At 66.2% G+C, this 26,856-nt stretch carries 22 protein-coding genes and 1 pseudogene; 12 read left to right on the forward strand and 11 right to left on the reverse strand.

What is annotated here, in order from left to right:
• Window positions 1-329: 329 nt before the first annotated feature.
• Entirely contained in the window at window positions 330-503 is a 174-nt protein-coding gene (locus GKE62_RS19065) for a hypothetical protein (RefSeq protein ID WP_230206686.1), read from the reverse strand.
• Window positions 504-772: 269 nt separating this feature from the next.
• Between GKE62_RS19065 and map the strand changes: the two genes are divergently transcribed.
• The 7 genes from map to GKE62_RS13170 all read left to right on the forward strand — a co-directional run bounded on the left by map (window position 773) and on the right by GKE62_RS13170 (window position 7,997).
• Complete coding sequence (gene map, locus GKE62_RS13140) at window positions 773-1,597, forward strand: type I methionyl aminopeptidase (RefSeq protein ID WP_154692629.1); 825 nt, start codon at window positions 773-775, stop codon at window positions 1,595-1,597.
• 238 nt (window positions 1,598-1,835) lie between these two features.
• Window positions 1,836-2,174 (forward strand): P-II family nitrogen regulator, encoded by a 339-nt coding sequence (locus tag GKE62_RS13145; RefSeq protein WP_154692630.1) that lies wholly within the window; start codon window positions 1,836-1,838, stop codon window positions 2,172-2,174.
• A 158-nt stretch (window positions 2,175-2,332) separates the two neighbouring features.
• The gene (glnA, locus tag GKE62_RS13150) at window positions 2,333-3,742 is read left to right on the forward strand and encodes a type I glutamate--ammonia ligase (protein ID WP_154692631.1); all 1,410 of its coding nucleotides are present in this window, start codon (window positions 2,333-2,335) and stop codon (window positions 3,740-3,742) included.
• Between the two features lie 254 nt (window positions 3,743-3,996).
• Window positions 3,997-5,064 (forward strand): hypothetical protein, encoded by a 1,068-nt coding sequence (locus GKE62_RS13155; protein ID WP_154692632.1) that lies wholly within the window; start codon window positions 3,997-3,999, stop codon window positions 5,062-5,064.
• Between the two features lie 23 nt (window positions 5,065-5,087).
• Window positions 5,088-5,660 (forward strand): fasciclin domain-containing protein, encoded by a 573-nt coding sequence (locus tag GKE62_RS13160; protein ID WP_195908383.1) that lies wholly within the window; start codon window positions 5,088-5,090, stop codon window positions 5,658-5,660.
• Window positions 5,661-5,764: 104 nt separating this feature from the next.
• A complete protein-coding gene (locus GKE62_RS13165; protein ID WP_154692634.1) occupies window positions 5,765-7,189 on the forward strand; it encodes an aldehyde dehydrogenase family protein in 1,425 nt (474 codons plus the stop codon).
• Between the two features lie 175 nt (window positions 7,190-7,364).
• On the forward strand, window positions 7,365-7,997 hold the full coding sequence (locus GKE62_RS13170) for a glycine zipper 2TM domain-containing protein (protein WP_230206687.1): 633 nt from the start codon (window positions 7,365-7,367) through the stop codon (window positions 7,995-7,997).
• Between the two features lie 195 nt (window positions 7,998-8,192).
• Here the strand turns inward: GKE62_RS13170 and GKE62_RS13175 are convergent, their stop codons facing one another.
• The 8 genes and pseudogenes from GKE62_RS13175 to GKE62_RS13210 all read right to left on the reverse strand — a co-directional run bounded on the left by GKE62_RS13175 (window position 8,193) and on the right by GKE62_RS13210 (window position 19,339).
• Window positions 8,193-10,721: a translocation/assembly module TamB domain-containing protein gene (locus tag GKE62_RS13175; RefSeq protein WP_154692636.1), complete on the reverse strand. Its 2,529-nt coding sequence runs from the start codon at window positions 10,719-10,721 to the stop codon at window positions 8,193-8,195.
• Window positions 10,718-12,421 carry a hypothetical protein gene (locus GKE62_RS13180; RefSeq protein WP_154692637.1) on the reverse strand — a complete coding sequence of 568 codons (1,704 nt, stop codon included), beginning with the start codon at window positions 12,419-12,421 and terminating at the stop codon, window positions 10,718-10,720. The genes GKE62_RS13175 and GKE62_RS13180 overlap by 4 nt, the downstream gene beginning before the upstream one ends.
• Window positions 12,421-14,244: an autotransporter assembly complex family protein gene (locus GKE62_RS13185; RefSeq protein WP_230206688.1), complete on the reverse strand. Its 1,824-nt coding sequence runs from the start codon at window positions 14,242-14,244 to the stop codon at window positions 12,421-12,423. Before GKE62_RS13185 ends, GKE62_RS13180 begins: the two co-directional genes overlap by 1 nt.
• Before the next feature lie 482 nt (window positions 14,245-14,726).
• Window positions 14,727-15,581, reverse strand: coding sequence for an arginyltransferase (locus tag GKE62_RS13190; RefSeq protein ID WP_154692638.1), 855 nt, complete (start codon window positions 15,579-15,581; stop codon window positions 14,727-14,729).
• A 176-nt stretch (window positions 15,582-15,757) separates the two neighbouring features.
• Window positions 15,758-16,267, reverse strand: coding sequence for a DUF1993 family protein (locus GKE62_RS13195; RefSeq protein WP_154692639.1), 510 nt, complete (start codon window positions 16,265-16,267; stop codon window positions 15,758-15,760).
• Between the two features lie 154 nt (window positions 16,268-16,421).
• Window positions 16,422-17,628 (reverse strand): annotated as a pseudogene (locus GKE62_RS13200) (M20 family metallopeptidase).
• 41 nt (window positions 17,629-17,669) lie between these two features.
• Entirely contained in the window at window positions 17,670-18,914 is a 1,245-nt protein-coding gene (locus GKE62_RS13205; RefSeq protein WP_154692640.1) for a threonine ammonia-lyase, read from the reverse strand.
• Between the two features lie 41 nt (window positions 18,915-18,955).
• On the reverse strand, window positions 18,956-19,339 hold the full coding sequence (locus GKE62_RS13210; protein ID WP_154692641.1) for a hypothetical protein: 384 nt from the start codon (window positions 19,337-19,339) through the stop codon (window positions 18,956-18,958).
• Window positions 19,340-19,433: 94 nt separating this feature from the next.
• Here GKE62_RS13210 and GKE62_RS13215 point away from each other — a divergent pair, with 94 nt between their 5' ends.
• From GKE62_RS13215 to GKE62_RS13225, 3 genes are all read left to right on the forward strand, one after another.
• Window positions 19,434-20,345 (forward strand): NAD(P)-dependent oxidoreductase, encoded by a 912-nt coding sequence (locus GKE62_RS13215; protein WP_154692642.1) that lies wholly within the window; start codon window positions 19,434-19,436, stop codon window positions 20,343-20,345.
• Between the two features lie 59 nt (window positions 20,346-20,404).
• Window positions 20,405-22,021, forward strand: a complete 1,617-nt coding sequence (locus GKE62_RS13220; RefSeq protein ID WP_154693722.1) for an amidohydrolase — start codon at window positions 20,405-20,407, stop codon at window positions 22,019-22,021.
• Between the two features lie 303 nt (window positions 22,022-22,324).
• Window positions 22,325-22,540: a hypothetical protein gene (locus GKE62_RS13225; RefSeq protein ID WP_154692643.1), complete on the forward strand. Its 216-nt coding sequence runs from the start codon at window positions 22,325-22,327 to the stop codon at window positions 22,538-22,540.
• A gap of 184 nt (window positions 22,541-22,724) precedes the next feature.
• On the opposite strand, the gene GKE62_RS13230 is transcribed toward GKE62_RS13225, so the two are convergent.
• Together GKE62_RS13230 and GKE62_RS13235 are read right to left on the reverse strand one after the other, a co-directional pair.
• Window positions 22,725-23,414, reverse strand: coding sequence for an NnrU family protein (locus GKE62_RS13230; RefSeq protein ID WP_154692644.1), 690 nt, complete (start codon window positions 23,412-23,414; stop codon window positions 22,725-22,727).
• Between the two features lie 435 nt (window positions 23,415-23,849).
• Window positions 23,850-25,475 carry a peptide MFS transporter gene (locus GKE62_RS13235; protein ID WP_154692645.1) on the reverse strand — a complete coding sequence of 542 codons (1,626 nt, stop codon included), beginning with the start codon at window positions 25,473-25,475 and terminating at the stop codon, window positions 23,850-23,852.
• A gap of 148 nt (window positions 25,476-25,623) precedes the next feature.
• Here GKE62_RS13235 and GKE62_RS13240 point away from each other — a divergent pair, with 148 nt between their 5' ends.
• Both GKE62_RS13240 and GKE62_RS13245 read left to right on the forward strand, forming a co-directional pair.
• Window positions 25,624-25,965, forward strand: coding sequence for a GntR family transcriptional regulator (locus tag GKE62_RS13240; protein ID WP_154692646.1), 342 nt, complete (start codon window positions 25,624-25,626; stop codon window positions 25,963-25,965).
• Between the two features lie 197 nt (window positions 25,966-26,162).
• A complete protein-coding gene (locus GKE62_RS13245; protein WP_154692647.1) occupies window positions 26,163-26,444 on the forward strand; it encodes an integration host factor subunit beta in 282 nt (93 codons plus the stop codon).
• The last annotated feature ends 412 nt before the right edge of the window (window positions 26,445-26,856 follow it).

The following is a 26,856-nucleotide window of genomic DNA, read 5'->3' on the forward strand; positions in this document are numbered from 1 at the left end:
CAACCGCCGCGGCGACATCGTCAGCCAGCGAAGGAGGAGCGAGCGCGGTCGAGGAATCGACCGATCTGTTTGAGTTCGACTACAGTTATCCCGCCGCGGCCGGCCGCATCCCGGCGCTCAAGGCCTGGCTCGACGTCCAGCGCACGAAGGCCCGCGCGGACCTGATCAAGAGCGCGAAGGAAGGGCGCGCGACGGCCAAGGAAGACGGTTTGGAATACCGTGCCTACGCTTCGGGACGGGCCTGGGCGAAAGTGACCGAAACACCCCGCTTCCCTCAGCCTGTCGGCGCAACTCTACGAGGACAGCGGCGGCGCGCATCCCAACCACGGCTACGATTCGCTGCTGTTCGACAAGCAGGCCGGAAAGCGGCTAGCGCAGCTCGACGCCTTCGTTTCCAAGGCGGCGTTCGACGCGGTGATCGAGAAGCCGCTTTGCGTTCTGCTCGACAAGGAGCGGAGCAAGCGCCGCGGCGAGCCGGTGGTCAGCGACGGGTCGATGTTCAACGATTGCATCAAGCCGTCCGACCAGACCGTGATCCTGGGGTCGTCGAACGGGCGGACGTTCGACAAGGTCGGCGTTTTGATCGGACCTTATTCCGCCGGACCCTACGTGGAGGGCGACTACGAGTTCACTTTGCCGGTGAGCGCGGCGCTTGTTGAAAGCAGTGAAGCCGGAATATCGGGGCGCGTTCTCGGTGGGATGATGCCCGTACGTCCGTTTCCCGGGGCGGTAAGAGGTCGCAATTCGCCGTTACCCGCGCTATATTCGGGACATGACCGATTACGTGACAGTTGCCGACACCGACACGCTCCCCCGCGACGGGACGATCAAGCTCCATGGACCCGCCGGGTTTGCGGGGATGCGCAAGGCCGGGCGGCTGGCCGCCGAAATTCTCGACGCGCTCGCCCCGCTGGTGAAGCCCGGTGTCACGACCGCCGCGCTCGACGACGTCGTGCGGCAGATGACGCTCGATGGCGGCGCGGTGCCCGCGACGCTGGGCTATCGTGGCTATGCCCATTCGTGCTGCATCTCGATCAACCATGTCGTCTGCCACGGCATCCCGTCCGAAAAGACGCTCAAGGACGGCGACATCGTCAACATCGACGTTACCCCGCTGCTTGATGGTTGGCACGGCGATACCAGCCGGATGTACCTGGTTGGGGACGTGCCGCTGAAGGCCCGCCGCCTGGTCGAGGTGACGTACGAGTGCCTGATGATCGGGGTGGAGAAGGCGCGGCCCGGCGCGCGGCTGGGAGACATCGGCGCGGCGATCCAGCGCCATGCCGAAAGCCACCGCTACGGCGTGGTCCGCGAGTTCTGTGGGCACGGCGTCGGCCGCCTGTTCCACGATGCGCCCGAAGTGATCCACGCCGCTCGTGCTGGGACCGGGCCTGAGCTGCGGCCGGGCATGTTCTTCACGATCGAGCCGATGATCAACCTGGGCAAGCCGCCGGTGAAGCTGCTCGAGGACGGCTGGACGGCGGTCACCCGCGACCGATCGCTTTCGGCGCAGTTCGAGCACTCGATCGGGATCACGGAGGATGGCTGCGAAATCTTCACCGCCAGCCCCCGCGGGCTGAACAAGCCGCCCTATTGACAGGGGGTGCCTAAATTTTAGGCACACCCTGCGCAAAATTCGTGCAGAAAACGGTTGGCTGACAGCCACATCGTTGCGTCGCGCGCATCGTATCGAACGGCAAAATTGCTGCACCCGCGAAATTGCGGCTTTCGGTGCCGCTTGCAATCGCTTAGACACCCCCCCTCAAGCCAATGGCACGATTCTTGATGAGTTGTTGTCCGACACGGCGTCGCCAAAGAGGCCGTTTGGGGGTCATGTGAAGAAGATCGAAGCGATCATCAAACCGTTCAAGCTCGACGAGGTCAAGGAAGCGCTCCACGAGGTCGGCGTATCTGGGATCACGGTGACCGAGGCGAAGGGCTTCGGGCGCCAGAAGGGCCACACCGAGCTCTATCGCGGCGCCGAATACGTCGTCGATTTCCTGCCCAAGGTGAAACTCGAGGTGGTCGTGCCCGACAACCTGGCCGAGCGCACGGTGGAGGCGATCGCCTCGGCCGCACAGACCGGGCGGATCGGCGATGGCAAAATCTTCGTGTTCCAGGTCGAGAGTGCGCTGCGGATCCGCACCGGCGAGCGTGACGACGACGCGATTTGAGCAATCGATCTAGAGGTCAATTCATCCGTTCGTACTGAGCTTGTCGAAGCACCGTTCTCCTTTCTTGGACAGAGCGCCGGGCCTAAAAAGAAGGGCGGTCCTTCGGCAAGCTCAGGACAAGCGGACTTTTAAAATTGGATAAGAGGGAACCTATCAACATGGCCAAGGCAACCGACATTCTCGCCCGGATCAAGGACGAGGAGATCGAATGGATCGATCTGCGCTTCACCGATCCCAAGGGCAAATGGCAGCACCTGACCATGGTCGCCAGTGTGATCGGCGAGGATGAGCTGGAAGACGGGCTGATGTTCGACGGCAGCTCGATCGAGGGGTGGAAGGCGATCAACGAGAGCGACATGATCCTCAAGCCGGATCTCGAGGCGGTTTACATCGATCCGTTCAGCGCAACTCCGATGATGATCATCTGCTGCGACATCGTCGAGCCCTCGACTGGCGACCTTTACAGCCGCGACCCGCGCTCGACCGCCAAGCGCGCCGAAGCGTTCGTGAAGTCGAGCAAAGTGGGCGACACCGTGTACGTCGGCCCCGAGGCCGAATTCTTCATGTTCGACGACGTCAAGTTCTACGACGACTATACCGGTAACGGCTTCAAGATCGACGACATCGAGCTGCCGACCAATTCGGGCCGCGAATACGATGGCGGCAACATGGCGCACCGGCCGCGTGCCAAGGGCGGCTATTTCCCCGTCGCCCCGGTCGACAGCGCGGTCGATATCCGCGGCGAAATGGTCTCGACCATGATCGAGATGGGCCTGCCCTGCGACAAGCACCACCACGAAGTCGCCGCCGCGCAGCACGAGTTGGGGCTGACCTTTGGCACGCTGGTGCAGACCGCCGACCGGATGCAGGTCTACAAGTACGTCGTCCAGCAGGTCGCGCACGCCTATGGCAAGACCGCGACCTTCATGCCCAAGCCGATCAAGACCGATAACGGCAGCGGCATGCACACCCACATCTCGATTTGGGCAAAGGGCAAGCCGCTGTTCGCGGGTACGGGCTATGCAGGTCTGTCGGACATGTGCCTTTATTTTATCGGCGGGGTGATCAAGCACGCCAAGTCGCTCAACGCTTTCACCAACCCGACAACCAACAGCTACAAGCGTCTGGTCCCGGGCTACGAGGCTCCCGTGCTGCTCGCTTATTCGGCGCGCAACCGCTCGGCCTCCTGCCGCATCCCCTATGGCGCGGGCGACAAGGCCAAGCGGGTCGAGTTCCGCTTCCCCGATGCGATGGCCAATCCGTATCTGTGCTATTCGGCGCTGGTCATGGCCGGGCTCGACGGAATCAAGAACAAGATCCACCCGGGCGAGGCGATGGACAAGAACCTCTACGACCTGCCTCCCGCCGAGCTCGAAGCGGTGCCGACGGTGTGCGGGTCCTTGCGCGAGGCGCTGGAAAGCCTCGAGGCGGATCACGACTACCTGCTCCAGGGCAACGTCTTCTCCAAGGAGCAGATCGAAGCCTATGCCGAGCTCAAGTGGCAGGAAGTGATGCGTTGGGAAACCACCCCCAGCCCGGTGGAATTCGACATGTATTACAGCGCCTGAAGGCTTTCCTTTTCGCCCACAAAGAGGCGTCCGGAGCGATCCGGGCGCCTTTTTCGTTCGCGACGCATCCGGCATGACCCGGGCTCGCCCGGCAAAGACTCCTTAGGTCGCCAAGACCGTGGAGATTGCCGCGGCCTACGCCGCAAATCTGGCGCGCCTGCCCTGCGACGCGCGCTATCCAGGCTAACGGGACCGCGACAGACGGCGGAACGACTCCCGTGACGGGGCGTTCGATGAGGCAAGGAGCCTATCGCATGCTGAAATACCTCACTGGAGCCGCGGCACTCGCGCTGGCGGCAAGCACGGCACTGGCCGACCCCGGCGGCGGCAAGGGCGGCGGAAACGGCGGTGGCGGCAACCCCCACCAGCACCCGGGGGGCGACGGTGGCGGCAAAGCTCACGGAAACGGCGGTGGCGGTGGCGGTGGCGGCGAGAAGGCTCACGGCAATGGCGGCGGCAATGGCCACGCGATGCGGGGACCGGACGGCGGCAACAAGGGCAACGCGGGCGGCAAGCAACAGGTCCGGGCGACATCGCGCGGCCCTGAAGACCGCGGCAACGCCAAGGCCGGCGGACCTGAGAGGCGTGCTGTCGCGGTCGAACGCGGCAACGCCCAAAACAGGTGGGAGCGCAACGATGGCGGACAGGACGCGGCGCGCGAGCGCGACGGTCGCAATGGCGGCGGCGAATGGCGCTGGGCTTCCGCCGTTCCGCAACGCACCCGCGGGCTGATCGCCGGGTGCCCGCCGGGCCTCGCCAAGAAGGGCAACGGCTGCCTCCCGCCGGGGCTCGCGCGCGGCGCCGTGGCGGCGCCGCGGTTCTACGACAGCCCCAACTGGTGGGATTTCGACGACCGCTGGCACGACCGCGCAGCATGGAGCAGCGGCGACTATCGCTATTATGACGGCTACCTGGTGCGTTACGGCGCCAGCGGGATCGATTCCTGGCTGCCGTTGCTGGGCGGTGCGCTTGCCCCAGGCAACTTGTGGCCCAGCCAGTACGAGACCGCCGCGCTGCCTGCGTATTATCAGGACTACTATGGCGTCGGCCAACCCGACAATTATCGCTACTACGATGACACGCTTTATCGGGTCGAGCCGCAGAGCAACGCAATCACGGCGATTTCGGCGCTGCTGACGGGCGATACCTTCCAGGTCGGTCAGCCGATTCCCGCGGGCTACGACGTATACAACGTGCCCTACAGCTATCGAGACCGCTACGTCGATGGGCCGGAGTCGAACTACCGCTACAGCGACGGAACGATTTACCAGGTCGATCCCACCACTCAGCTGATCAAGGCCGCGATCGAGTTGCTGACATGAGCCGCCCCGGAGGAGCCGCCCGCATGCACCGATCGTTGGCCTGGGCGCTGGCCGCGCTTGCGCTGGTCCCGCTCGCCGCCTGTGACAAGGCGGACAAGGCCGCGACCGACGACGCCGCACCCAAGGTTTCCTCGGAAACGCTGACCGCCGCGATCGGCGGAACTCCGGGACTGACCACCGTTGCCGCCGCGCTCAAGGGCACCGGGCTCGCCAACGTGTTCGACGGGACCGCGCCCTACACCCTGCTGGCCCCAGACGACGACGCGTTCGGCAAGCTTGGCGAGACCGGGACGATGCTCAAGGCGCCTGAAAACGGCGCGGCGATGGCCTCGGTGATCAAGGCGCATGTTCTGCCCGGCTACGTTACGGTCAAGGACATCGATGCCGCCCTGAAGGCGGCTCGCGGCAAGCCGGTGCGAATGACCACGATGGCTGGCGACGAGGTGACCTTCGTTCGCGACGGCGAAGCGTTGAGCGTGACCGCAGCGGACGGCTCGACCGCTCGAGTTTCCGGCTCGGACGTGGCGGCCGGTAACGGTGTGGCGATCCCGGTGGATACCGTCCTCAAGAAGGTTCCGTCGGCGGCCGAGGGCTGACCGCCGACACCTGTCCTTTTGACGCTTGCATTCGACCGCGTTTCTCCCACATGAGCGGCGGGCATTTAATCGGTCCATTAACTGGGCAGAGCGGGAGAATCGGCGTGGACAGCTATCTCAAGAATTACATCAACGGTCAGTGGGTCGACAGCATCGGCGGCAAGCGCCACCTGGTGATCTCACCTTCGACCGAGGAACCCTGCACCGAGATCGTGCTGGGCACCAAGGCCGACGTCGACGCCGCGGTCGCCGCCGCCAAGGAGGCAGGCAAGAGCTGGTCGCAGACCACGGCCGAGGAACGCCTCGCGGTGATGGGGCGGATTGTCGAGGAATACAAAAAGCGCGTTCCCGACCTCGCCAAGTCGATGGCCAACGAAATGGGCGCGCCGGTCAGCTTCGCCAGCACCGCGCAGGTCGGCGCCGGCATCGGCGGCTTCCTCGGAACGATGGAAGCGCTCAAGACGTTCTCGTTCAGCGAGATGATGGGCGCCAACAAGGTCGTCTATGAACCGATCGGCGTGGTCGGGATGATCACCCCGTGGAACTGGCCGCTCAACCAGATCGCGCTCAAGGTCGCTCCCGCGCTTGCCGCGGGCGATACCATGGTGCTCAAGCCTTCGGAGGAATGCCCCGGCAACGCGGCGATCTTTGCAGAGATTCTCGACGCGGCGGGTGTCCCCCCGGGCGTATTCAACCTCGTCCAGGGCGACGGCCCGGGCGTCGGCACCGCGATCAGCCAGCACCCCGACATCGACATGGTCAGCTTCACCGGCTCGACCCGTGCCGGGATCATGGTGGCCAAGAATGCCGCCGACACTGTCAAGCGGGTGCACCAGGAACTGGGCGGCAAGTCGCCCAACCTGGTTCTGCCCGACGCTGATTTCGCCACGCACCTGCCCGCCGTCGCGATGGGTCCGCTGATCAACACCGGTCAGAGCTGCATCAGCCCGACTCGCGTGCTGGTGCCCAAGGAACGCGAAGCCGAGGCGGCGGCGTTCTACACGGCGATGTATTCGGCCACCCCGGTTGGTGATCCGCTTACCGAGGGCAATCACCTCGGACCCGTGGTCAACAAGGCGCAGTACGACAAGATCCGCGACCTCATCCAGTCGGCGATCGATGAGGGCGCCAAGCTGGAAACCGGCGGGGTCGATCTGCCGAGCAACGTCAACCGCGGCTACTACATCCAGCCGACGGTGTTCTCGGGCGTGACGCCGGACATGCGCATCGCCCAGGAAGAGACCTTCGGCCCGGTGGCGACTATCATGCCCTACGACAGCCTCGAGCAGGGCATCGAGATCGCCAACGACACCGCCTATGGCCTTTCGGCCGCGATCACCGGCGACCCCGCCAAGGCCGCGGACGTCGCGCCCAAGCTCAAGGCGGGCATGGTCGCGATCAACAATTGGGGCCCGTCGCCTGGCGCTCCGTTCGGCGGCTACAAGCAATCGGGCAACGGCCGCGAGGGCGGGCTGTTCGGCTTGAAGGACTTCATGGAAGTAAAGGCGATCAGCGGATTGCCCGCGTGATTTGAGCTTTCCTGGATTGGCAAGATCGAAACCGGCGGCTTCGCGAGAAGTCGCCGGTTTCGCTATGTCATTCAGGCGGGGTGAAGATGCGACGGCGCAAACCCTTTCGGCAAAGTCTGTCGCCCTGCTGCCGCATGGCGGAAAACGGAGAGAACGCATGCAAACCAAATCGATTTTGGCCGCGCTGGCCCTGACCGCGAGCGCCGTCACAGCCGTCCCGCTGGCTGCGCAATCCGCCGATCGCTGGCAGTCGGGCAGCAGCAACTGGGACCGTGACGCGTTCTGGCGCGGTGCGCCGGATGCCACGCAGCAACGGATCGACTGGCTGGAGCGGCGCATCGATCGCGGCATCGCCGATGGCAGCCTCGATCGCGAGGAAGCCCGGCGCGCCCGTTACCAGCTCGATACCCTGCGTCGCGATGCCGATGCGCTCGATGCCCGGCTCGACAGCCTGGGCCGCAACCTGCGCTGGGCGCGCCGCGACGGCGATCGCGACTACGGCTACGGCGATCGCGATCCTTACACCACCGATTACGACGCCTCGCGCTACTACCGCGACGATCCGCGCTACACGGAGCGGCGCCTCGGCAGCAACGATGAGGTCTATCGCGGCTCGGACGGGCGTTACTACTGCAAGCGCAGCGACGGGACGACTGGGTTGATCGTCGGCGGCGTCGGCGGAGCGCTCCTCGGCAACGTCATCGACGGCGGCCGCCACCGCACCGGTGGCACACTGATCGGCGGCGCACTGGGCGCGCTGCTCGGCCGTTCCGTCGACCAGAACCAGACCGACGTCCGCTGCCGATAACCACAACGGGTTCGCACGTGTGGAGTTAAGCCGTGCGAACCCCGCTTTTCCGGCGTGGCGGGAGGCAAGTTCCGCAATGAACCGAATTGGTCGCGGTCCAGTGCACCATATACGTTGGGTGGGTCGCCTGCGCTGCCGACGGCCTGTTGCGCCTGACCTTCCCCATCGCGGCGGCCAAGTTAGGCACCGTGACGCTCAATAATCCTTGCTGACTTTCACATTGACGCTCTCCTCGCCGACCGTCGAGATCGTCGCCAGCAGCGCCAGCCAGCGGGTGACGCGGAACTCCAGCGACGTCGCCGAATAGCCCTGGCCATCGGTAACCAGCTCGACGAAGAACCGCCGCCCGAGGTATTTGCCGACTGCGATCGACGTCCCGCGCCCGGTCACCGGGTCGGAGCCGACGATCCGCAGTCGGTCGAGGCCGATCGAGCTGCGCAGCTTGTTGATCGGGTCGAGCCCGCCGCCGCCTTGCAAGCTGGCCACCGCCGCGCCGAGTTGCAGCGCCTCGACTGCGCTGATGTTGGTGATCGAGCTGCCGAACAGCAGGCGGCTCAGCACTTCCTCCTCGGGCAGTGTAGGCGTGCTGCTGAAGGTGATGATCGGCTTGCTCGCTGTCCCCTGGATCGTGATCCGCGCGGACAGCGTATCGACGTCGGCCTCGGCGGCGATGTCGAGCTGCGGGTCGGGCGGGTTCTCGCCGAAGAAACGGATACGGCCGCGGCTCAGCTCGAAGCGCTTGCCCGCGAACTCATAGCCGCCGCGCACCAGATCGGCTTGGCCGGTGATGGTCGGCGCAGCAGTGGTGCCGCGCAACTTGATGTTGGCGCTCCACTCGCTGTCGAGGCCCAGACCACGGACATCGACCTGATTGGGCGCGCGTGCGTCGATCAGATAGCGCCACGGCGAGGCAGCAACTCGCGCAGGGGCGACATCGGCGCGCCGGTTGATCTCGCGGGTGCGGATCACCGGTAGCGCCGCGGGGTTGACCGCGCGGCCGAGCTGCCAGCGCGCGCTGTCCAGCGTTACCCGGCCGGCCAGCGTCCCGCCGATCCCATCGGAGACGATCCGCAGCGGCCCGGTGACGCGCGCTGCCATGTCGTCGCGATCGATCAGCAGTGCGCTGGTGGCGGCGATGCGCAAGTCGAGCGAAGGGCCACGGGTACCCAGGTTGGTGAGGTCGACGGTACCCGCCCCGATCACGCTGCCGCCGCCTTTGGTGGTACCGGTCATCGACGTGAGTTGGAGCCGTGAGCCGTCGAACGTCCCGTGCGCTTTCACCTGGCGCAAGTCGGTGCCCGAAAGCGCGCTCTGGACGCGCAAGTTGTCGCTGGCGACGCTGCCGCGCACGCGCGGATCGTCGATCCGTCCGGTGACGTCGGCGGCGATTGCGATCGGCCCGGTCAGGTCGAACGCTTCGATCGCGGCGAGGCGCCACAGCGCGTCGGCCGGGCCGGAATAGCGCAATTGCGCGAACAGCGTTCCACCGCGCAGGCGCTCGATCAACGAGCCGCCAGCGGGCATCCTGGCGATCCGTGCCTGCAGACGTCCGCGCTGCTCGCCGCCTTCCTTGATCGTCGCACGGGTATCTAGGCTGGAAGCGCCGAGCCGGGCGACCAGCGACAAGTCGATCGGCTTGGAGGTCAGCACCAGCCCCGAGCGGGTCAGCCCTTTGACCATCAGTGCGACGTCGCCGGTTGGCGCCGAGCCGGGCGCGCCGCGGTAGTTGACTATGCCCGAAGCGGTGCCGCCGAGACCCAAGTCACTGACGAAGATGTCGCCGATCGACAACGGCATCTGCGCCATCTTGAGCTCGACGTTTGTAGTGCTGCCGAGCACGCGGCCCGAGGCGATCACGATGCCTCTGCCGAAGCCGATCTGGGTGGGGGCAAGCAGCCAACCGTCGCCCTTGGCGTCGCGCGTCAGCACAGCGCGCCGCGGCATCGTGATCCGCCGCCCGGCATATTCGCCGCTGGCCAGAACGACCACCCGGTTGGGCGAAATCTGGCCGGTGCCAGTCAGCGCGAAGCGGCTGCCGCGCGATCCGGCGATCGAGGCGACGACGGTGCCGCTGCCGTTGATCAGCTTGGCGTTGGCCGCGAGCCGGCCGATGAACAGCCGCCCGCTCGAGATTCCCTCGGCCGAAACCGTGGCGTCGATCGTCGTCCGGCCCTTGACGATCAGGCCGTTGGCCTCGAGCCGTCCGCGCGCGATCGCCAGCGGGGTAGGACCGCCAAACCGCGCGTCGGTAGCGGTGACCAGCGCCTGGATCGCCTGGCCATTCCCTTGCGGCGTGATTTTGACCGTACCGTCGAGCCCGCCGCCGATCAGCGCAAGGTTGCCGCTGAGCCCAGCCTTGCCGAGAAGAACCTCGCCGGTGACGTTGGTCTGCCACACCTTCAATCGCTCGATCGCCAGGCGGGTCGATCCGCCGGGCGAAGAGAACAGATTGATGACGCCATCGAACGGGCCGAGCGTCGATCCGCCCGCGGTATCGATCCGGAAGCCGTCCTTGATCGGCGCGAGCGCGACGCGGACGTCCTTGAGCCCGGCCGCGGGGAGCGGGCTGGCGAACACCAGCACCGCGCGTGGGCCATCGGCGCCGACATCGGCTCGAACCGTGAACGGGCCGTAATCGACGTGGCGGCCGCCGCCGCTGAAGGTTGTGCGCCCGTCGGCAAGGCGCTGGCCGCTGACCCGCAGGCTCAGCTTGCTCGCGGTCACCCGCGCGTCGCGGAACAGGATCGGCGCGTTCTGGGCGAGGTTGCCCCCCCCGAAAAGCGGATGTTGCCGCCTGCGACGCTGGCCAGCGTCGCATTGTCGATCCGCGTCATCCGCCCGTTGGCGTTCACCGCGAGCTTCCACGGAGCGCCCGCACCGATACTGGCAAGGATCTTGGCATCGGCGTCGACCAGCCCGAGATTGGGCAGCGCGAACCCGCGCGCGGTGACCGGCCCGGCGACCGCGTAGTTCGCTTTGGCGACGTCGCCGCGCAGCACCAGCCGGGCGGCGAGCCCGCGCAAACTGATCGCGAGGTTGTCCGAGGTCAGCCGGTTGCCCGTCAGCACCAGCTCTCCCTTGGCGCTCGCCCCGGCGAAGCGCGGGTCGAGCTGGGCGTTGCCGGTGACGATCTTGGCCGCGGTCAGATCGAGCGGCAGAACGAGCCGCGATCCATCGTAGCGCGCGGTTCCAGCGGTGCGCAGTCCCCGGGCGATGGTGGTCCCGGCGGTGAGACGATCGATTTGGAGTTCGTGCGCGAAAGTCAGATCGCGGAATGGCCCGTCGAGAGTCCCCGCCAGCCGCACGCCTTCCAGCTTGGGTGACGCTAAGACCAACTCGGGACGGTCGAGCGCGACCTTGGTGACCAAGCCGACGAAGCGGTTCTGGGCGAAGTCGATCTTACCCCCGGCGTTGGCCTTGAACGCGGCGGCGTCGGACCAGACGTTGCCGCTCAGCACGCTATCCTGGAAGGTGCCGTCGAACTTGAGTGACAGTGCCGGGCCGATCGCGGCCTTGGCGGCGCCGGTCAGCAGCCCGTCAGGATAGGCCTGGCCAAGCACGCCGTAGTGGCCCGCGCGGTTGGTCAACTGGAACGCGGCGAGCCGCTTTGCGTCCTGGGTGACGTACAGGCCACCCTTCCAGTCGCTCCACTTGCCCCTGCCGAACAGCTTGGCGCGGATGTCGCTCTTGGCGCCCGCCAGCCCGGCGAGCACGCCGCCCCGGGGCGCGGCATAATCGGCGTTGAGCTCGAACTTGTCGCGGTCCGGCTCGGCGTCGATGTGGCCGACCAGTCGGTCGGATCCGCCGAGCAGCGAGTTGACGTCGAGCAGGACCCGGCCCTGGCGGATGTCGGCCTTGGAGACGAGGTCGATCCGGCGGCGCTGGCCGATCACCTTCTCGCCCAGCGTCAGCTTGTCGAGCTCGAAGCGATCGACGCGGATGTCGAACTGCGGCAGCAGCGGCGCGTTGGGGTCGCCGGGGCGCAGCTTGGGATAGCGCGACAGCTCGCCGCGGTGGAGCACGAGCTTGCGAATATCCAGGCCGCTCTTCAGCCACGAGAACGGGCGCCATTGCAGCTCGGCAACGGGCACGGTCATGAACACGCCCTCGGGATCGCGCAGGACGATGTCGTGGATCGTGGATTGGTTGAAGATCGAACCCTCGATCCGCCCAACCTCGATTTTCAGGCCCGAGCGGGGGCTGAGTTCGGTGATCCGATCGATCACGAAACGGTGTCCGATCTGGCTGTCGAGCAGCAGAATCAGCGCGAAGATGCCGACGATCGCCGCGCCCAACAGCGCCGCGCCGCGGGTGACAATATAGCGCCGCCAGTTGCGCCGCGCCGGCGAATCGGGGTCGTTGGGAGTGGGCGCGGCCTCGCCGGTCAGCGGGTCTTCTTCGTGGAGCGGCGGATCGTCGGCCATCAGAACGCCTGGCCCAGCGCGACGTAGACCCCGATCCGGCTGTCGCCCTTGCGCGGGTTGAGCGGGGTGGCGACATCGATCCGCAGCGGGCCGAAGTTGGTGTAATAGCGCACGCCGATTCCCGCGCCGAAGCGCAAGTCCTGGAAGCTGGGGGTCGTGGTCGTGTCAACAGCGCCGGCATCGACAAACGGCACGAACGCCAGCGCCCCGCCGAACAATCCGGTGCGCACGCGCGCCTCGACCGACAGTTCGCTCAAACTGCGGCCGCCGCTGGGGTCGCCTAGCGTGTCGCGCGGGCCGATCTGCTGATAGCCATAGCCGCGCACCGATCCGCCGCCTCCGGCATAGAACCGTCGCGACGGGGCGATGTCTGCAATGTGCGCGCCGGTAATCGTTCCCAGCCGCGCGCGCGCCGCCAGCACGATCCGTTCGCTCACCGGCTGGTAGTAGCTGCCGTCGAACTGCGCCTTGATGTAAGTCGCGCTGCCGCCGTTGTTGATCTTCGAATATTCGGGCGAGAAGCGCAGCCCGGCGCGGAAGCCTTCCTTGGGATCGAGCAGGTCGTCGCTCGCGTCATAGAGGAAGTGCGCCGGAATCGCGCCGATGAAGTAGGTCTGGCGCGGCGACCGGATACCCGCCACCGGACCCTCGCGCTCTTGCGTCGCGACCGCTTCCAGCCCGATCCCGTAAGTCCAGCGCTTCTGGTAGAGGATGGTCGATTGACGCTCGAAGCTCGTGATGAATGAGATCGTCCGCGCATCGAACGCGTCGCGGTCCTGGGTCTGGGCGAACAGATCGACGCTGAGCACCCGGTCGCGGCCCATGAAGTTGTTGCGGCGATAGGTGACCCCGGCGAGCTGCTCCTGGGTGCCCGCAACCCCGCGCACCCGCAGCAGGCCCTCGGGTGGGAAGAAGTTGCGATGCTCCCAGCTAGCTTCGGCGCGGAACCCTTCGCCGCTAGAGTAACCCACCAGTCCGGCGATCGTGCGCAGCTTGGCCTTGGTCAGCGCCACATCGAGATCGACGGTTCCAAGCTTCCCCGGGCCGGGATCGCCGGGCGCCGGGGCCTGCGTCTCGCGCGGGGTGACCGTTACGCTCGAGACCAGCCCGGTGGCGAGGATCGCGCGGCGCAAGTCGTCGACCTTCGACTTCTGGTAGAGATCGCCGGGACCAAACCGCGCGATGCGGGCGAGGTGCTTCGAACTGAGGAACTGGGGCAGCGCGCTGATCACCTGGCCGAAGTTGTACTTGCCTGCCGGGGTTACGGGCAGTGTCAGGTCGCCTTCGCGGCGGGCATGATCGATAAGCAGATCGGGCTCACCGACTTTGGCGAAGGCATAGCCGGTCTCGCCCAGCTCGATGGTCAGGTCGGCCTGCTCGGTGACAATTTTGTCGCCGATCACCGGCTCGCCCGGCTGGATGTCGAAGGCGGCGCGCAGCTTGGCGAAATCGTTGCCGGTGGCCTCCAGATCGTGAAGGTCGATCGCGCCGAAGACATAGCGCGGGCCGGGAATCACGTCGAAACGCACCCGAACCTTGCCCGGATCGGGGGGCTGGCGCGTCGCCGTCGCGGCATCGCTGGTCCCGCCCTGCCTGGCCCCGCCGAGTGTCTGATAAACCTCGGCGTCGTAGTAGCCGTAGTTGCGTAGCGTCGCCAGCAACAGGTCGCGGTCGGAGCGGGCGCGGCGCGCGAGCTGGGCGATGTTGTCGTCGTCGCCACGCAGCCGCCGCAATGTCGACAGCGCAGCGAAACGATCTGCGATGTCGTCGCGGCCGATTGTTTCCTCGGTCGCGGGGAAGGCCAGCTCGACGCCCTTGCTCAAGTCGTCCACCTTGGCGTCGACCAACCGCGGCGCCGCTTCGCCCGGAGCGACGCCCGCCGCCTCGAGCTCCTTCTCGGCCGCATCCTGAGCCAGTTGGATGTCGGGCTCGGGGGTCAGCGGCTCGACCGCGGGGGAGGACCTGGTCGTCGGGCCAGGCGAGCTGGAGCTCGGGCAGGTCGGCGAGCGGCGAGCCGGGATCGAGCAATGCTGCCGCGCCTGGGGGCGCTGCCGCCGCGGCGGGGGCCTGCTGGACCCAGGCTTCGGGATTGCGGACCGCGCTGTCGGGGATCAGGTCCTCGAGCGAAGGTTCGGCGGTGACGGGAACGGGCGGTGGAGCCGGTTCGACGGGAGTGGCTGGAGGCTCAACGGTCGCCGGCTGAGCGACTGGTGCGGTCTGCGCGAAGGCCGGGTCGGTAAGCGCCAGCAGCGCGATGCCGACGAGCAGTGTTGGGGCGAATCGGCGGGAAAGCGCCAACCCGCGATCAAACGATCCGGTATTGCTTCTGCCCGCCTGGAACCCCGTCCTTGCCGACGCCGTCGAGCACGGGGATGGATTCGCGGGGAGGGGCGCTGGCGGCGCGACCGATGGCTCTCGCCTGGTCGCGCGGATCGAACCGCTCCCAACCTTCGCGGCCGAGCCGTTCGAGCGGGCGGTAGCGGACCTTGTACTGCATTCTTGCGGAACCTTCGACCCAATAGCCGAGATAGACGTAAGGCAGCCCCGATCGTGCGGCGCGCAGGATGTGATCGAGGATGATGAAATTGCCAAGCCCGGTCCGCGTCTCATGCTCGGGATCGTAGAAGCTGTAGATCATGCTCAGCCCGTCGGCTTGCTGATCCGTGAGGCATGCCCCCACCAGCTTACCAGGCACGACCCCGTCGCCCGGTTCCCTGTATTCAATGACATAGCTCTTTACGGGGGTGTGTTCCACCATATCCGCAAAGTCCATTTCATCCATCGTCGCCATGCCGCCACCGGGGTGGCGTGTCGCCAGATAACGCTGGAGCAAATCGAATTGTTCCGCCGTCGACCACGGCTTGCAGGCGGAAACTTCCAGATCGGCATTGCGCTGGATAACCTTGCGCTGGGTCGCCGATGGCACGAACTCGTCCGCCGCGACGCGAACCGAAACGCACGCCTGGCAGTCGAGGCACGAGGGACGGTAGGCGACGGTCTGCGAGCGGCGGAAACCTATCCGTCCGAGCGCATCGTTAAGAGAATCCGCGTGCGGGCCCTTGAGCTCGGTGAACACCTTGCGTTCGCTCTTGCCCGCGAGATACGGGCAGGGCGCCGGGCTGGTGACGAAAAACCGGGGAAAGCGCACGGGGGCCGTCACGTCTTCACAGCATCCTTCCAACCGCGAACCTGGGTTTCGGCTCTGCGGCGACTATGACCGAGCACGAGTAATGGTGAAAGAGGCTTAACCACGAAACAGGGTTAGCGAACGATTATTTTGCACATTGTTGACGACCAGGAGGCCTCGGTCCGCCCCGCGACGGCACAGTCGACCGTCTAGAGCTTGAGCCGCGGCATGCCCATGAAGTCGCGTTTGCCGATCTTGAGCCCCTGGGCGCGCAAGATGTCGTAGGCGGTAGCGGCGTGGAAATAGAAATTAGGCTGGGCGAAGCTCAGGAGGAAGGTTTCGGCGGTGAACGGCATCCGTGTCTGGCCGAATTCGAACGCCATGTCCTGGCCGATGAAGCCCTCAATTTCGCTCGGGTCGAGCGCGGCAAGGAAGGCGTCGGCGTCTGCCAGCTTGGCCTTTAGCGCAGCGAAGTTGTCGGGCCATGGCGCGGTGCTCGGCGAATAGACCCCTGCGCGCACCCCTTCGATCGCGCCCTGCGAATGTTCGGCTACCGACTTTATCTGGTAACCAAGTGGGAGCATATCGGGCGCCAGCCGTGCCTCGATCAAGGTGGCATCGGCGGTTTCGTGCGCGACCGCCTTGTCGATAAGCGCCGACGTGGCGGCGATGATCTGGCGGTAGGACGGGATCGTCGCGTCGTAGAGCGAAAGCGGCATGAGAAACCTCTCCGATTGATACTAAAGCACAAAACCCGTTCACACCGAGCTTGTCGAAGCACCGCTAATTGCCTTCATTTCTATCGAGCGGCTGCAGAAAGGACTAGCTGTCCTTCTGCGGGCGCGGCACGAGCGGCACCTCTTGTGGTAAGTGTCAGGTGAACCCGTTCGCCAGAAACTCTTCCGCAAGTCCAGCCAGCAGAGCGGCGCCCTTGGGCATAACCCCCTCGTCGAGAATCATCCGGGTCGAATGCAGCCCGCAGCAGCTGGCGAGGTCCGCGCCCTCGTGCGCTACCCCAAGGAAGAACATCGCGCCGGGAATCTTCTCGAGCACATAGGCGAAGTCCTCCGCCCCCATGATCGGATCGCGCATGCGGTGGAAGGCGCCGGCGCCGAACAGTGCAGTGCCGACCGTCTCGCCCAGCGCCACCGCGCGTTCGTCGCAGATCGTCACGGGGAAACCTTCCTCGATCCGCACCGTGGCCGTCAGGCCGTGCGCCGAAGCGATCCCTTCGGCAAGGCGGGTGATCTCTTCCTTCAAGCGCGCGCGCGTTGGGGCTGAGCGTTCGCATCGTCCCGTCGAGTTCGCAAGCGTCGGGGATGACGTTATTGGTCGTCCCTGAAACGATCTTGGCGATCGTCACCACCACCGCGTCGGCGGCATCGAAGCGGCGGGTGACCAGCGCCTGGAGCGCGGTGACGATCTCACACGCTACCGGGATCGGATCTAGCGTCTGGTGCGGCATGGAAGCGTGGCCGCCGCGCCCGTTGACGACGATGAACAAGCGGTCGGCGGCGGCCAGCAACGGTCCGGCGCGCCCGGCGACCATCCCGCCCGGCCCGGTTGGCATCACGTGCAGCGCGAAGGCAGCGTCGGGGAGCGGGTCCAGCAGCCCGTCCTCGAGCATGAACCGCGCCCCGTGCCAGCCTTCCTCTCCCGGCTGGAACATGAAGTGGACTTGACCTTCGAGAAATTCGGTCCGCGCGCACAGCAGTTCCGCAGCTCCTGCGAGCATCGCGGTATGCGCGTCATGGCCGCAGGCGTGCATTGCGCCTGACACGGTGCTGGCGAACTCCAGCCCGGTTTCCTCGGGCATCGGCAGCGCATCCATGTCGCCGCGCAGCAGCACCGAACGCCCCGGCTTGCCCGTATCGAGCGTCGCGACCATCCCCGTGGTCGAAGGCCCATCGCGCCAGTTCAGCGGCAGATGCGCCAGCGCGGCCCGCACTTTGGCGCTGGTCCTGGGATTGTGCAGACCGAGTTCGGGTTCGAGATGGATCGCGCGGCGCAGTGCGATGAGCTTGTCGCCCAGCGCGGCGGCGGAGGCGTTGAGGGCGGGGCGGTCGAGAACGGTGGCCATTTCCTGATCCTACGCCTTCAGGACCGCCTGTCGAGCCTCGTTCACGCCAACTCCACCTGGCTCACCGCGTACCCCTTGGCGCGCAATGCCTCGATCAGCCTCTCGAGCTGGTCCTTGTCGCGGGCCTCGCATTCGATGTCGGTGATCAGGCCCTTGGCGGGCAGCGTGGTGAAGATCCGCTGGTGGTAGATCTCGATGATATTGACCTGGTGCGTATCGAATTCACGCATCACCTTGAACAGCGCGCCGGGGCGGTCTTGCAAGGTCAGGCGAAGCCGCGCCAGACGGCCGGAACGAGCCAAGTCGCGGAGCAGGACATTGGCGAGCAAGCGGGTGTCGATGTTGCCGCCGCACAGCACGATCCCGATCTTGCGCCCGGCGAACAGCTCGCGGTGGGCGAGCACCGCGGCCAGTCCCGCCGCGCCCGCACCCTCGACCACGGTCTTCTCGATCTGGAGCAGCAGCGCCACTGCGCTTTCCAATGCCGCCTCGTCGACCAGAACGATGTCGTCGAGCAGGTTCGCGAGCCAGCCTGAAGTCAGCTCGCCCGGTTCCTTGACCGCGATGCCTTCAGCCAGAGTATCGCCGCCGCAGGGCAGCACGGTTCCCTTGAGGCGATTGTACATCGATGGGTAGAGTGCCGCCTCGACCCCGATCAGGCCGATCTCCGGCTTGATCGCACGGGCCACGGTGCCCATGCCCGAGGCCAGCCCACCGCCGCCAACGGGGATCGCGAGCATGTCGAGCTCGGGCACGTCCTCGAGCATTTCGAGCGCGACGGTGCCCTGGCCCGCAGCCACGTGGGGGTCGTCGAACGGGTGAACGAAAGTCAGCCCCAGCTCGCCTTCAAGCTGGCGGGCATGGGCATAAGCATCGTCGAACGTCTCGCCCTCGAGCACGACGATCCCGCCGACGCTTTCGGTCTGCATGACCTTAACCGTGGGCGTGGTCCGCGGCATCACGATCGTCGCTGGGATGCCTAGGCGGGTGGCGTGATAGCTCAGACCCTGGGCGTGGTTGCCCGCCGAGGCCGCGATGACGCCCCGGTTGCCGCGCTCGCCGCCCAGCAGGAGCAGCGCGTTGAGCGCGCCGCGTTCCTTGTAGGCGGCGGTGAACTGGAGGTTTTCGAACTTCAGCCAGATTTCGGCGCCGCTAATCGCGGACAGCGTCTTGCTGTGCAGCGTTGGGGTGCGCACCACCTGACCCTCAATCCGTGCCGCCGCGGCGCGAACGTCGGCGACCGAAAGCAATTGACCGGGGGCGGGCGAGAGGAGCGGCTTGTGCATGGCTGGGGCGCCGTAACCAAAACCGGTGCCGATGTGAACCGCTATCCCGGTTCGACAGGGGTTCGGCCTATCCGGCGCCCTGGTGCCAGCCAGGCGAGCAGTAGGACCACGACCACGGCGGCGGCGGTGTCCGTCGCCCAGTCGAGCACGTCGCAATCGCGGTGCAGCGCGGGGATCGATTGGAGCACTTCGATCGCCGCACCCAGGAACGATAGCCGCTCGACGATCAGCCGCCGCGGCGCGCCGGTGAAGCCGAACCAGGCGAGGGTGGCGAGGACCGCGAACACCGCGAAATGCTGGACTTTGTCGGAATATGGGAACCTCGGCCCGAATTCGGATGGGGACGCCAGCGCCGTCACGGTCGAGAATATCGCGGCGGCGTAGAACGCCTGGCGGAACAGGCGCGGATCGAGCAGACGGGTCATGCGCGCCCCGGTAGGGGTTCGGCACGGCCCGTCAAGCAACGCGCTGCCGAGCGGCGGGTATTTGCGCGGAGTGAAAACGCGCTAAGACGGGGCCATGACAGAAACCCTGCCCAAACCCCTCAACGTCTCGTTCCTCGGCTTGGGCGTGATGGGATCGCCGATGGCCAGGCATCTCGCCAACGCCGGGCATCGGCTGACCATCTACAACCGCTCGCCCGAACGGATAGAACGCTGGCGGGCCGATCATCCGGACCTGACGGCGCGGGTCGCGCAGTCGCCCGGAGAGGCCGCCGAAGGAGCGGACGCGGTCATCACCTGCGTCGGCAACGACGACGACCTAGCCGGGGTCGTGCTCGGCCCCGCGGGGGTGTTCGCGCACTTGCGCCGGGGCGGGATATTCATCGATCACACCACCGTTTCGGCCAAGATCGCCCGCCAGATCGCGGTTGAGGGGCGCGACAAGGAAATCCTGTGCGTCGATGCTCCGGTCACCGGAGGACAGGCCGGGGCGGAAAAGGGCAAGCTGTCGATCATGTGCGGGGGCAGCGCCAAGGCGATCGCCGCGGCGCGCCCGGTGATGGAGGCCTACGCCGCGCGAATCGTCCACGTCGGCAAGGCCGGGGCCGGGCAGTCGACCAAGATGGTCGACCAGATCTGCATTGGCGCGGTCGTCGCCGGGCTGGCCGAAGCCGTGCGCTTCGCCCAGGCCGCGCGGCTCGACCTGGATAATGTCTATGAGGCGATCTCAGGAGGCGGCGGGCAGAGCTGGCAGATGGACAACCGCTGGGCGACGATGGTCGACGGCCGCTTCGACTTCGGCTTCGCGATCGACTGGATGCGCAAGGATCTTGGGCTGGCGCTCGAGGAGGCGCGCAACCTCGGCGCGGCGGTGCCGATTGCGGCGCTGGTCGATCAGTTCTTCGCCGATGCGCAGGCCCTGGGTGCCGGGCGCGAGGACACCAGCGCGTTGATCAAGCGCCTGCCGCGGAAGGGCAGCGCCGCGTGATTCTTCGCCTGCTTGCGGCCATCGCCCTGCTTGCCGCCGTCCCCGCCCGTGCTGATACGATGGTGATCAACGTCAACGGCGTGACGCTGGACGACAAGGGCCAGCCGCAGCGCTTCACCGCGCTCCAGTTCGGGCCCGACGGCAAGGTCAAGGCGCTGTTCCAGTCCAAGGACAAGCGTCCCAAGACCGAATACCAGATCGACGGCAAGGGCCGGACGATGATCCCCGGGCTGATCGATGCCCACCTCCATGTGATGCAAGTCGGCTTCGCCGCGCTGACGCTCGACTTGTCCGGAACCAAGTCGCTGGCCGAGGCGCAGGACAAGGTCCGCGCCTATGCCGCCGCCCATTCCGACCGCGCGTGGATCGTCGGGCGCGGGTGGAACCAGGAGGCCTGGGGGCTGGGCCGCTTCCCGACCGCCGCTGAGCTCGACGCCGCGGTCGCCGGGCGCCCGGTATGGCTCGAGCGGGTCGATGGCCATGCCGGGTGGGGCAACACCGCGGCGCTCGCCGCGGCGGGAGTGACGGCGACGACCAAGGACCCGCCGGGCGGGCGGATCGAGCGGCTTCCCGGGGGCAAGCCCGCCGGGGTACTGGTCGATGAGGCCGCCGCGCTGGTCGCGCGCGCGGTTCCGGCGCCGCGGCCCGACGATCGCGATTTGGCGTTCGATACCGCGCAGCGCCTGCTGTTCGCCCGCGGGCTGACCGCGGTCGCGGACATGGGCACGAGCATCGAGGACTGGCAGACCTATCGCCGCGCCGGCGATGCCGGACGGCTGCGGCTGCGGGTAATGGCCTACGCACTGGGGATCGAGGCAATGTCCCTCATCGGCGGGCCGGGGCCAACGCCGTGGCTCTACGACGACCGGCTGCGGCTCAATGGCCTGAAGCTGTACGCCGATGGCGCGCTGGGTTCGCGCGGGGCGCTGCTCAAGGCGCCGTATGCCGATGCGCCCCAGACCCGCGGGATCAGCCGGATCGGCGAGACCCAGCTCAAGAACCTCATGAGCCGCGCGGCGATGGATAACTTCCAGATCGCCGTCCACGCAATCGGCGACGGCGCCAACGCCGAGGTGCTCGATGCGATCCAAGACCTGGCGGCGACCTACAAGGGCGATCGCCGCTGGCGGATCGAGCACGCCCAGATCGTCGATCCGCTGGACATCCCGCGCTTCGGCAGGCTCGGCGTGATCGCCTCGATGCAGCCGATCCATCAGGTGTCCGACCGGACGATGGCCGAGGCGCGGCTGGGTCCGGCCCGGCTGGCCGGCGCCTACGCCTGGAAAAGCCTGGCCGCAGGCGGCGCGCGGCTAGCGTTCGGCTCCGATGCGCCCGTGGAACTGCCCGATCCGTTTGCCGGAATGGCCGCCGCTCTGACCCGCGAGGATGCATCGGGCCAGCCGTTCGGCGGGTGGCAGCCGCAGGAACGGATCGACCGTACCGCGGCGCTGGCGGGCTATACCACCGGCGCTGCCTGGGCCGGATTCGCCGAGCGCAAGTTCGGCCGGCTGGCGGCGGGGCTGCGCGCCGACTTCGTCCTCATAAATGTCGACCCGTTGCTCGCCCCGCCGGGCGAGCTGCGCAAGGCCCGGGTCTTGGAGACCTGGATCGGGGGCGAGAAGGTGTTCGAGGCGGCCCGGCCGCGCGACGGCGCGAGTGTCGACGAAAGTCGCTGATTGTTGCCGCAATGCAACAATCGCTGAAAAATGTGGCGGCACGCCTAGGGCGAGGAACTCTTATGGCGTTCATGTTTTGGAAGGATGTTCGGCTCTAGGTGGTTTTCAGGCTGGACAACGAAGGGGTCCCTGTCCAATAGTTCGAAGGCCGGTCGCGAGGTCGTGAACGGCAAGAAGAGTTTCCTGGAACTCCGGCACTGAGAGTGGTTGGACGGATAGGGTCCGAATTAGGTGTTTGGCTTGCGCCATGCTGTCGATGGCGTTAAGCGTCCGATCGAATAAAGCTCAAAAGGAGACGTTTCAATGAAGTTGCGTAATCTGGCTGCCGCTGTAGTAGCCACGTCGCTGACCGCGGTCCCCGCGTTCGCGCAAGCTGTCGAGCGGGCCGCTGCGCCGGTTGCCGACGCCAGCCAGATGGGCGGTTCTTCGACCCTCCTGCTGATCCTCGCGGTCGTCCTGATGGGCGCCGGGATCTACTTCCTGGTCGACAACGGCAACAACAATCCCGACAGCCCGTAAGCCACGGCTGTTCAGAGCAGTATTCGGAAAAAGCGGGGCTAAGGCCCCGCTTTTTTTGTGTCCTCGGACCTTGTGTCTGGAGTGTTAGAACAGAACCGGCAGTTGCGCGTGAGGGATTAAGCCAGGGACTTTCCTTCGCCAGTCCGGGATGCAAATGGCTGGGCCGGATTGAGCGTTCCTCGCCCTACGCTACCCAGCGCCAGAGCCCCGCGGGGACATAGGCTAGCCAGATGTGTGCCCAGGTGATCGCCAGCCACAGCGCGATCGTCACCGCCCACAATCCGATCCCGATGCCCGGCAAAGCGCCAAGGCGCGGCCAGTAACTGGTCTTGCTTTCCCAGGCGCGCCAGCTTTCGCCCATCAGCGCCTGCTTCTTGCGGTCCTGCAGATGCGCACCGACCAGCGCGAGGAAGCCTATCGCGCCGGCCAGGACGACCGTTCGTGCGGTCGGCGCGACCAGGATGTGCGACAGCGCCCACAGCGCGAAGCCCCACATCATCGGGTGGCGGGTGACTCGGAAGACGTGGTCAGGTTGTTTGTCAGCCAGCCCTTGTGCGGCGCGCGGATCGGGCAGTGCGGGGTTGCCGCGCAGCGATCCGATGAACAGCGCCAGCGCGACGATGCTGAGCAGACTGGCGACGATCCAGATCGCCTCGCTGCTTCCGTCCCACAGCGGCGTGCCCCGCCGCGGCATCGACACGAACGCCCAGACCATCCAGCCGAACGTGGCGAGGCTGACCATCGAATAGACGCCTGCAAATCCGGCCGCCCCGAGCGTCCGCACTAGCGGCGCGCGCAAGGGGTGAGACATCGCGAAATGGGTGCCGACGAAGGCGATGCCGGCGGCGATCAGGCTGACGAGCGCGGGGTCCATCGCAGTTTCCCTCCCTGTTGCCTCGCAACTTCTACCAATCGAGGGCGTTGGGCAAGTCGCCGTCGCTGGGCGCGCGGTGGCGCTCGCACAGGCGGGTCTGCGTCGATGTGGTTACGACTCGTCCGTTGGGAATGCGCGACCGGCCGATGGTTTGGCGGGCCGCAAATCGGCCAAGCCTAGTAGCAGCGACGACGGTTCCTGGCCTTGCGGAGTCGGCGTCTCTTGCGAGCGACTATGCCGAAGATCACTACTCCAGCAATCATCAGCGCGATGAGCGAATAAGCGATGACAAGGCGGAGTTCCATGCCCGCAAAATCTGCGACAGCGGCAAAGGTTCCGGCTCCACGGCTACGACCTGCGTGAGAGGAACAGCTCAGCTGTCACCTTACGCGAACCCCTCGTCACCGTGGTGGGCTGCGACATGACGCCGGATACTTACGCCCGCCCCGGCAGTGCACCCTCTGCGTTCAAGACTTCGCTTCCGCCATGCAGTCTGGCCTCGGCTTCATGCGCGTCGCGTTCGAGGCTCTCGATGTGCATCCAGCGTTTCACGAACGGCGAGAGCGCAAGCACCACTACGCTGATCCCGATGGTGATCCAGCCGATCTTGGAATAGATCGCCAAGGTCAGCTCTTTGCTCATCTCGCCGCCTTCGCCGCCGGTCGCTTCCCCGATCTTGCCCGCGACGAAGCTGCCGACAGCGGTCATGTAGAACCAGGCACCCATGATGAAGCTGGCGAGGTGGAGCGGGGCGAGCCGGGCCATTGCCGAAAGGCCGACGGGCGAGAGGCAAAGCTCGCCGGTGGTGTGGAGCAGATAGATCAGGAACAGGAACAATACCGGGGTCATCGCCGCCGCGCCGACCGAGTTGGCGCCCCAAACGAATACCAGGAAGCCGAGCCCGACCTGAGTGAGCGCCAGCCCGAACTTGGCCGGAGCGCTGGGCTCGAGCCCCTTGCGTCCGAGCCATTGCCACAGCGCGGCGAAGATCGGCGCGAACAGGACGATGTAGATCGGGTTGATCGACTGGAAGATGCTGGTCGGCACGCCGCCCTTGTCGACATAGCGATCGGTATAGAGGTTCAGGCTGCCGCCGCCCTGCTCGAACAACCCCCAAAAGATCGGGTTGAGTGCAATCAGGAACAGCATCGCGAACATCCGCTCGCGCGGCTCCTTGGGCAGCTTGAACGCCTCGTAGAGCGTGTAGGCGAGCATCGCGATGCCCGAGATGATCAACAGGGTCTGGATCACATCCTGGAACTGGATCAGCCCCCAGCACACCGCCACCGCGGCCAGGCCGATCCCGTAAAAGGTCCATTCGCGGTTCTTTGCCAGCGGCTCAGGGGCCTCACCCCGGCCCTTGAGCGCGGGCCGCCCGATCACGAAGATGATCAGCCCCACGACCATGCCGATGCCCGCCAGCCCGAAGCCATACGACCAGCCGATCGTCTCGCCGAGATAGCCGACCAGGATCGTGCCCAGCGCCGCACCGACGTTCACCCCCATGTAGAAGATCGTATAGGCGGCGTCGCGGCGCACGTCGGTCATCTTGTAGAGCTGGCCGACGATCACCGAGATGTTGGCCTTGAGGAAGCCCGAACCGACGATGATGAACGCGAGCGCTGCCCAGAACACGTTGATCGTGGGATCGCTTTGCCCGCCGGTGCCCTCGACCGCCATCAGTCCATGGCCCAGCGCGAGCAGGATGCCGCCGAAGATTACCGCCTTGCGCTGGCCGAGATAGCGGTCGGCGATCACCCCGCCTAGCACCGGGGTGATGTAGACGAGCGCGCCATAGGCGCCGTAGATCAGGTTGGCCTTGCCGTCGCCGTAGAGCCAGTGCTTGGTCAGGTAGAGCACCAGCAGCGCGCGCATCCCGTAATAAGAGAACCGCTCCCACATTTCGGCATAGAACAGCACGAACAGTCCGCGTGGGTGGCCGACCACCTCGTCGCTCTTGCTCGCCGCCATTGCTCCGCCGATGGCGAGAAAGGCGAACAGGAACAGCGCGGCGATCGCCGCGATCCAGTCGCCCTCGTTCCACAAAGCCATGTCTTTCATATTTCGCGAACCTTTTGCGGGCCGGGCAGGTCGGCTCCTTCGTACAGCGCGAACCTAGCCGCATTCGCGCGGTTGTGAAGCCTTTGTTGCAAATGTGACTGGTTCGCGAGACTTGCCCGCAACGCTGTATTATGGCAGTGCAACACCGATGAGTTCAGCCTCCCGCCCGGTCTATCTCAAGCTGCGCGACCAGATCGCCGCGGCGATCATCGACGGCAGGTATCCCGAGGGCGCGATGCTGCCTTCGGTGCGGGCCTTTGCCGCGGCGCAGGGCGCCAATCCGCTGACCGTGGCCAAGGCTTACCAGGCGTTTCAGGACGAGGGCCTGGTCCGTGTCCAGCGTGGGGTTGGGATGTACGTGGTCTCCGGTGCTGCCTCGACCTTGCGCTCAAGCGAGCGGTCGGCTTTCCTGGCCGACGAGTGGCCCGAGATCGTCCGGCGGATCGAACGTCTCGGTCTGCACGCCGACGAGTTGCTTACCCACGTATAAATATCTCGCAAAGCACGCTTTCCCAAGGTGGGACGCCGGTTTGGGTTTGCAGTGGCGCGGCGCTTCTGCCAATCTGTATCAGGGGAATCGCCGCATTCGATCTCTGCCGAAGGGGATGCGGCCGGTTCAGGACGATGACATGGGACGCGCCCGGGGCCGGCGGATAACGCCGGGCCGGGATTGAGAGGGGAAAGCCCATGATCCGGTCCGAACTGCTGCAGGCGTTGGCCAAGGAAAATTCCGGATTGCGCGCCGACGAGATCGAGCGCGTCGCCGACGTGTTTTTCGACGAGATCGCGCAGCGTTTGGCTGACAACGGCCGGGTCGAACTGCGCGGGTTCGGCGCGTTCTCCACCCGCGAGCGCGATTCGCGCCGCGGCCGCAACCCGCGCACCGGGGAAGCTGTCGACGTGCCCGCCAAGCGCGTCCCCTACTTCAAGCCCGGCAAGGAAATGCGCGCACGCCTGAACACGGACTGAGTTAGCTTGGCGGCGCGCGGGGCTTGGCCTATAGCGGCCTTGGCAATGCGGGCGTGGCGGAACCGGTAGACGCAACGGACTTAAGCCAGATTGAGTGCTCGCGGGGAAATCCGCGATGCAGAACTGCTCAAATTCGGGGAACCCTGTCAGATGGCGATCCCGAGCCAAGCCCCGGCGCGAAAGCACCGTGGAAGGTGTAGAGACTAGACGGGCAGCACCTAACCCTTGGACGCCCAAGGCACGGTGAAGGGATAGTCCAGACCACAAACACCCTAGCCCGACCGAGGGCGACGGGCGGCGGCGAAAGCCGTAGCTGGTACGAAAATCCGTTGGGCTTTTGCCCGTGTGGGTTCGATTCCCACCGCCCGCACCAGCTATCGTCGAGCACGATCCGACAACGCCGCTGGACCGA

This window comes from Novosphingobium sp. Gsoil 351 (genome assembly GCF_009707465.1).
In the GTDB taxonomy this organism is placed as follows: domain Bacteria; phylum Pseudomonadota; class Alphaproteobacteria; order Sphingomonadales; family Sphingomonadaceae; genus Novosphingobium.